Origin of the sequence: Psychrobacter sp. 16-MNA-CIBAN-0192, from assembly GCF_040309565.1 — a bacterium.
In the GTDB taxonomy this organism is placed as follows: domain Bacteria; phylum Pseudomonadota; class Gammaproteobacteria; order Pseudomonadales; family Moraxellaceae; genus Psychrobacter.
Genome location: NZ_JBEOOX010000026.1, coordinates 1 through 5,964 on the forward strand (window position 1 = coordinate 1; position 5,964 = coordinate 5,964).

The window sequence follows — 5,964 nt, forward strand, 5'->3', positions numbered from 1 at the left end:
AGCTTGTACTAATTTTACGATCTTTCGTCTTTCTTTAGGTATAAAGAGAGACAAATTGTTAGAAAATTTTATATTCTCTATATTGCGTTTCGATTTAGATACATTATAGGAATAACTTTTGCTATTTCTTCGTTCTTTATTGTTTAATTTCTTAAGTCTTATAATTAGCTTTTTATTAGGTTTCTTCATAAAAACAATTCACTGCACTTAAGAATCATCTTGGGGTTTGAGATAGACATCATAATATTCGGGGGCTGCAAGTATGCCACAAAACTGAAAGATAATCTCTTAGATAAGGAGGATTCTTATTTCATACTCCAGTAAGACTGTTATTTTGATCTAATGAATCACTTAAAACAGACTACTAGCTTTAATACTCTAAGTAACCTCTAATTGGACGCTTACTAAACTGTGACGCGTCCTTTTTTAGTCTATTAATCATCTCAAAATCCCATCCTTGCTGTGTCTGTCCAGCTAGACTAGTCGGGCTTACTAAATGATTGTATTCCGCAATAAAATCAGGATTTCGAACGATTCTCCCTAACTGCTTATCGTTTAATCCTTCAATCGTGAACATATCAGTATCTATCTTCCCTGCTTCAATAACGACTTTTTTCTTGTCTTTTTTCATCTTGAATCTAAAAGTAAAGCCTGTAATAACACGACCTTGCTTGTGTTGTTCATATTGAGCAGTAATATCCGTATGCTCATTAATTTGATTAAGAGCTAAATCCAGAACACGTCTTTTAAATGCTTCCAATCTAGAGTACTCATCAGTTAATCCTAGATTATTACGTAAATTTTCAAGAGTTATCGTAACTTTTCCGACACTCCTCCAACTTACTAGAATTTCATATAGCCTTGTAGAATAAGTGTTGAGATTTTTTACCTGTTCAAGCTCATAACTAGTGAAATTCTTTTCTAAGCGAGTAATCAGGGGCACTACTTCAGGAGCAAAACGTAATTTCACTACTCCTGCTCCTTCTACATAAGAAATACCACTTACCCAACGCACCACTCTTTTTTCAGGTTTATTACGTTTTTCATCCTGTACAGTGTAAGTTACTTGCCGATTAAAAAGAGTCTGGGTAGCCTCTGAGAGCATGGAATAAGCATTGTTTACATCAATATCAAAACGATCTGCATAGTGCTGAGCATGAACCTCTAAAAATGTATCTGTATCAATTCCTTGACCAGTTTCTCTAGCTTCAACGATTGCAAGCAACATTATTCTTTGCTCGACTAAGCCAAGCGAGTAACTAGCGTTAATCAATGAATTGTCTTTAACAACCAATTTCATATAAACCTCTAATCATTATCGTGATTAGATCATCACATACAAAAACCTAATAAGCAACTAATTATTATTTGTTGCTTTAAACAGGGTAAACGTTGCTTTATAGCAGGGTAAACGTTGCTTTATAGCAGGGTAAACGTTGCTTTATAGCAGGGTAAACGTTGCTTTATAGCGAATCAAACCCTTTAACAAAAAGGCTTACAGAGGACGTAAAAGTCTTTAAAAGCTATTAAAAACATTAAAAGCCTTTTTCTTTTTTTTATTAACTAACAAGACAAGAGAAAAAACGAACTGCATTCTCAACTTAAATCTTCAGTACTGTCATCAAAGTAGTCAGAAAATAATTCTATATCATAATCACGTCTTAAAAACCTATCTAGCTCTTTACGGACAAAATCTTTACTTAGCTTGTCGGTTTTCAATAAATGCTCAACCATAGCACCCAATAGATACTTCTGCTGATTATGTTTTCTAGTATTAATAGCTTCATCAGCTTTTTCCTTACGCTTATCTATGTCCTGTATTCTATTGTTATTCTGACTGATATATTTATCTAGCTTTTCGATTCTCTCTATCGCAGTGAGCAACCATTTATTTTTCTTTGGATTGTCTTTTACAACTGCTGAACGAACCGATCTCATTTCAGCAAGCAGCTCATCACGTTCAAGCAGTTTTTTAGCTAATTGATCTTCTAGTTCCTTTCTTATTTTAGACACCTAACTTGCTCCTACCCTTGTATAAGACCTAAAAATAGTACCATAATTGAGTACAATGGCGCACTTATGCAAACTATGATAAACTCCCCTTAACGGTGAGCTTATCATAGTTTGCAGTGCGACAAGGGGAAATCCCCCTGTACCCCCAAAAGCCAAACCAAGCAACCTAAAGGTTCTTTTTATTGGAAGGCAGTTATGACAAATGAAATAGACATAAATCTCTATAGGTCTATAGCAGAAGCATTACATTATAAGTGGGATCCTATCGGTGTTTCAGATAATCCACGGGCGATAGGAGAGTACGATTCTTATGTACCTGAACTATATGAGCTGATCTGTCAAAACGTTGATGGGGAAGTAATTTTTGATTACTTATGGGGAATTGAGGTTCAGCACATGGGATTGGATGGCAATAGAGCAGCCACCTTAGCGTTTGTAGATTACCTTAAAGAAATAACCAAACTCTAAATACGCATTTTTCAGCAGAAAAATGACAAGGAATGAATCAGTAAGTTATGGCGATCTATCACCTATCCGTCAAAACATTCTCACGCAGCAATGGGCAATCTGCTACTGCTGCTGTGGCTTATCGTGCCGGTGCAAAAATATATTCAGACCGTGATAGGTGTCATCATGATTACACGAGAAAAAGCGATGTATTGCACAGTGAGATATTTTTACCGGAGAACGCCCCAGAGTGGGCGTTAGATCGTCAACAGCTGTGGAATGAAGTAGAGAGCGCAGAGAAGCGAAAAAATAGTACGGTAGCAAGAGAGTTTGAAGTGGCGTTACCGCATGAACTCAATGAAGAACAGCGCATTGCACTGGTACAAGACTTTGCTAAGCAAATCGTAGCAAGGCATGGCTGTGCGGTAGATGCTCATTTGCACGATGATAGAAGCCGAAATAAGAAGCAAAACTTCCATGCTCATATCATGCTGAGTACCAGAAGACTGGAACAAGACGGTTTTACGACGAAAACCCGTGAGCTTGACGAGCGAAAAAGCGGTGAGGTGGTCTATTGGCGTGAACAGTGGGCGAAAACCACCAATGAGCATCTACATGAGTATGGTATTAGAGATAAGAATAATAATCTTATTGGTATTGACCATAGAAGCCTGAAAGATCAGGGCTTAGAGCGTGAGCCAACCATCAAGATGGGCGTTGGGGCAAGTGCCTTAGAGCGTAAAGGGATTAAAACGGAGCTTGGTAACTTCAATCGTGCGGTAAGTGCCTATGATCCTGATGCCGTCAACGAGCTTTTGGAAAAACAACTCAAACAAGCAACCGAGTTTCAGAACAAAGCCCTTTTTGTTAAACGTAGACTGCCCGAAGTTAAAAGAGACATTGCTGAAAAACAGCCTAAGCTATACCAAGCTTTTGATGATCTAGGAATACCAACAGCTGAACCTGAACCCATTAGGAGTGTTGACCATGAGCAAGAACGAGAAAGAATCGAGCCAATTAGTGAGCCAGTGGATAGATCGCCAAGCTTTGAGAGCGATTCAAATGAGCGAGGACGAGAATTACCGCCAGTTGGTAGCAGCGAGAGCAACGAATTGGGGCAAGGACACACAAGCGAAGTCCGATCAGAGAATAAGACAGTCGCAAGCACCGCACCTAGAGATATAGCAGAACGCCCACAGCAGCCCTTAGAGCCACATGAACCTCAGCAGGCTATCCAAGCATCATTACAGCCTGACAATCAAGCTGTAGTAGCCAAACAGGAAGAATTAGCACAGCAAACGGAGCTACTAACAGAATCCCCCGAACAGGAGGCGATTAGGGCAAATATTGAGGCTGTTAAAAGAATGGTGTCAGAGGTATATGCTAATGAGCCTGAAAAGCTTAAGAAAATGCTCAACGCCATTGACGATAAGATACCTGACATAATGAGTGGTGAAGTCGTTTTACCACCTATCAAAGTAAAAACAATACCCGAAAGAGTGGCGGTAAGAACTCCTAAGCCTAGCAAGGATCAGGATATAGAACGTTAGAGTAAGTATGATAGTAGGTTTCTTCTTGAATATTGCTTGAAGCGTTTTTAAGAAGGGAGATTCTAATAGAAAAAATTATAGACTCTAAGGGTATATAATTTTTTCTATATCATTGCATAAGCAAGCTTGATGATCTCAGTAGCTTTAGCAGTAATATGACTAAGGGCTGTTTTTATTTCGTTTATTTCTTCTATATTATTAATATCGTATGTCGTTGGGGTTTCAACAGGTGTATTAAGGTCAATATATTCAATGAGATCAATAAGCTGTTGAGTGATAATTATCACACTGTCTCTATTTTTCTTACTTACTGATTTTAAGGTAATATAGGGTTCGGACTTATTAAATTTTTCAATGTTATATTTAAGTAATACTGAGTGAAAAGTAAATTCAGAATAAATTTCGTAATGACGATCTGTAGGATTAAAAGAAGTTTTTACTAAAGCAATTATTAGTTCTAGCCTATTAATGATTTCATTTAAACAGAGCTGCTGTTTAGATTTAAAATTCTGATGATAGAAAAAGATACAACTAGCTAAGAGCGCAATAATAGCAACAAATAGACCTATAACTGCGACAGTTAGACCATAGTCAAGATTTGAACCTTCTAGTGAGAAATTCATATAGTATTAATAACACTTAAGCATTTTTAACATATCTAGTTATTTTTTCTTTAATCTCAGGATGTTCAATAGCTATAATTTCAATTTTCTCATTAAAATCTTTCTTTGAAAGAATCCTGTTACGAATCAATCCTGCAAAAGCTTCATCAAGAAATGAGGAACCCGCTGTAAGCACCCCATCAAAGTTAATTATTAGCTTTTCATTTTTATCTAAACCTAGAATTGTCTTCACTAAAATATCGTAGAAATGCTTACCTGTTGCACTACCATCTCCTATCTGACGTCCTGAAGGTATGATTGAGAATTCAGTAGCAACGTTTATTGTTTTCATTATATACAACCCTAAATAAATTGAATTGTCCACGATATTACCGTTCCTCTGATCTGATTATCAAAATCTTCTAGTCCATCATTAAGTGAGACTTCTTTAGAAGTACCATCAGGGAATGCTTTGTAGACGTAACTACCGGAACGACTTAATACTGAAGTTGTAACACTTCCTATTTCTTTAAACTTATTTGCACTTCTTACAAGATCAAGAATATCATTAAAGCCTTTGCCTCTGCCCTCTACATTAGTACTGGTAGAGTGAAGACTTGTTGCAATTTTAATTAGTCTAGTATCATTGAAAGAGCGCAGTTCTTCAGTAGACTCTATCGTTTTTTCAGATGAAAAACCGATATTTCTCAAAAACTTATTGATATCATAGTTGACCATATCTGAAATTTTTTCTCTAAAAGACTTTGGCGTATTGTAAGGTACTGAAACACCTAAATCCGATACAACTACTGATATGCTCTTATTGTTTGTGTCTTTATTCTCACATAGATGGGTGAGCATAAACCATTTTTTATAGCTACTTTCATGATAAGCATGCTGCACAACGTTATTTATGGCTTCCATAATAGCGTTAAAAAGCTTAAAAAATGCATTTTTATCTTCAAAAAGATTGCGCATCTCAATTAAGTGATCTGTTGTAGATTTTGGTAAGTCTCCATCTTCTCCACTAAATATATTCCAATCATCAACATAAGTGTGATATTTAGACTTATTAATATCACCTAATGAGAAGCTTTGATTAATACCTAGAAGCTTAAAAACTGCACGTGGAATCACAGCTTTACAAAACTTAGAGTGAAATTTAGCGTCAGGGTACTTATCTAAAGAGTGTGTAATATATAGGGCAGTTAAGGGGTTTAGTACCTCTACATCTGAAAAATTTAAAAAGTACTTATTAGTTGTTTTTGACTCAACAGCTTGTACTAATTTTACGATCTTTCGTCTTTCTTTAGGTATAAAGAGAGACAAATTGTTAGAAAATTTTATATTCT

The 5,964-nt window shown here is 36.3% G+C and carries 7 protein-coding genes; 2 read left to right on the forward strand and 5 right to left on the reverse strand.

Annotation, left to right across the window (positions count from 1 at the left end):
- Positions 1 to 370 precede the first annotated feature (370 nt).
- Positions 371 to 1,300 (reverse strand): replication initiation protein RepM, encoded by a 930-nt coding sequence (repM, locus tag AAEY78_RS12060; protein ID WP_352339591.1) that lies wholly within the window; start codon positions 1,298 to 1,300, stop codon positions 371 to 373.
- A gap of 296 nt (positions 1,301 to 1,596) precedes the next feature.
- Positions 1,597 to 2,013 (reverse strand): hypothetical protein, encoded by a 417-nt coding sequence (locus tag AAEY78_RS12065; protein WP_352339592.1) that lies wholly within the window; start codon positions 2,011 to 2,013, stop codon positions 1,597 to 1,599.
- Between the two features lie 195 nt (positions 2,014 to 2,208).
- Between AAEY78_RS12065 and AAEY78_RS12070 the strand changes: the two genes are divergently transcribed.
- Positions 2,209 to 2,481: a hypothetical protein gene (locus AAEY78_RS12070; protein WP_352339593.1), complete on the forward strand. Its 273-nt coding sequence runs from the start codon at positions 2,209 to 2,211 to the stop codon at positions 2,479 to 2,481.
- 47 nt (positions 2,482 to 2,528) lie between these two features.
- A complete protein-coding gene (mobQ, locus tag AAEY78_RS12075; protein WP_352339594.1) occupies positions 2,529 to 4,010 on the forward strand; it encodes a MobQ family relaxase in 1,482 nt (493 codons plus the stop codon).
- Positions 4,011 to 4,114: 104 nt separating this feature from the next.
- On the opposite strand, the gene AAEY78_RS12080 is transcribed toward mobQ, so the two are convergent.
- From AAEY78_RS12080 to AAEY78_RS12090, 3 genes are all read right to left on the reverse strand, one after another.
- Positions 4,115 to 4,633: a hypothetical protein gene (locus tag AAEY78_RS12080; protein ID WP_352339595.1), complete on the reverse strand. Its 519-nt coding sequence runs from the start codon at positions 4,631 to 4,633 to the stop codon at positions 4,115 to 4,117.
- A gap of 16 nt (positions 4,634 to 4,649) precedes the next feature.
- Positions 4,650 to 4,964: an STAS-like domain-containing protein gene (locus tag AAEY78_RS12085; protein WP_352339596.1), complete on the reverse strand. Its 315-nt coding sequence runs from the start codon at positions 4,962 to 4,964 to the stop codon at positions 4,650 to 4,652.
- 11 nt (positions 4,965 to 4,975) lie between these two features.
- The coding region (locus AAEY78_RS12090; protein ID WP_352339597.1) for an ATP-binding protein at positions 4,976 to 5,964 on the reverse strand (989 nt) is incomplete at its 5' end.

Bases quoted from the DNA above. Each gene is read 5' to 3' on its own strand.
- repM (WP_352339591.1), bottom strand. From the start codon at position 1,300: ATGAAATTGGTTGTTAAAGACAATTCATTGATTAACGCTAGTTACTCG.
- AAEY78_RS12070 (WP_352339593.1), top strand. From the start codon at position 2,209: ATGACAAATGAAATAGACATAAATCTCTATAGGTCTATAGCAGAAGCA.
- mobQ (WP_352339594.1), top strand. From the start codon at position 2,529: ATGGCGATCTATCACCTATCCGTCAAAACATTCTCACGCAGCAATGGG.
- AAEY78_RS12080 (WP_352339595.1), bottom strand. From the start codon at position 4,633: ATGAATTTCTCACTAGAAGGTTCAAATCTTGACTATGGTCTAACTGTC.
- AAEY78_RS12085 (WP_352339596.1), bottom strand. From the start codon at position 4,964: ATGAAAACAATAAACGTTGCTACTGAATTCTCAATCATACCTTCAGGA.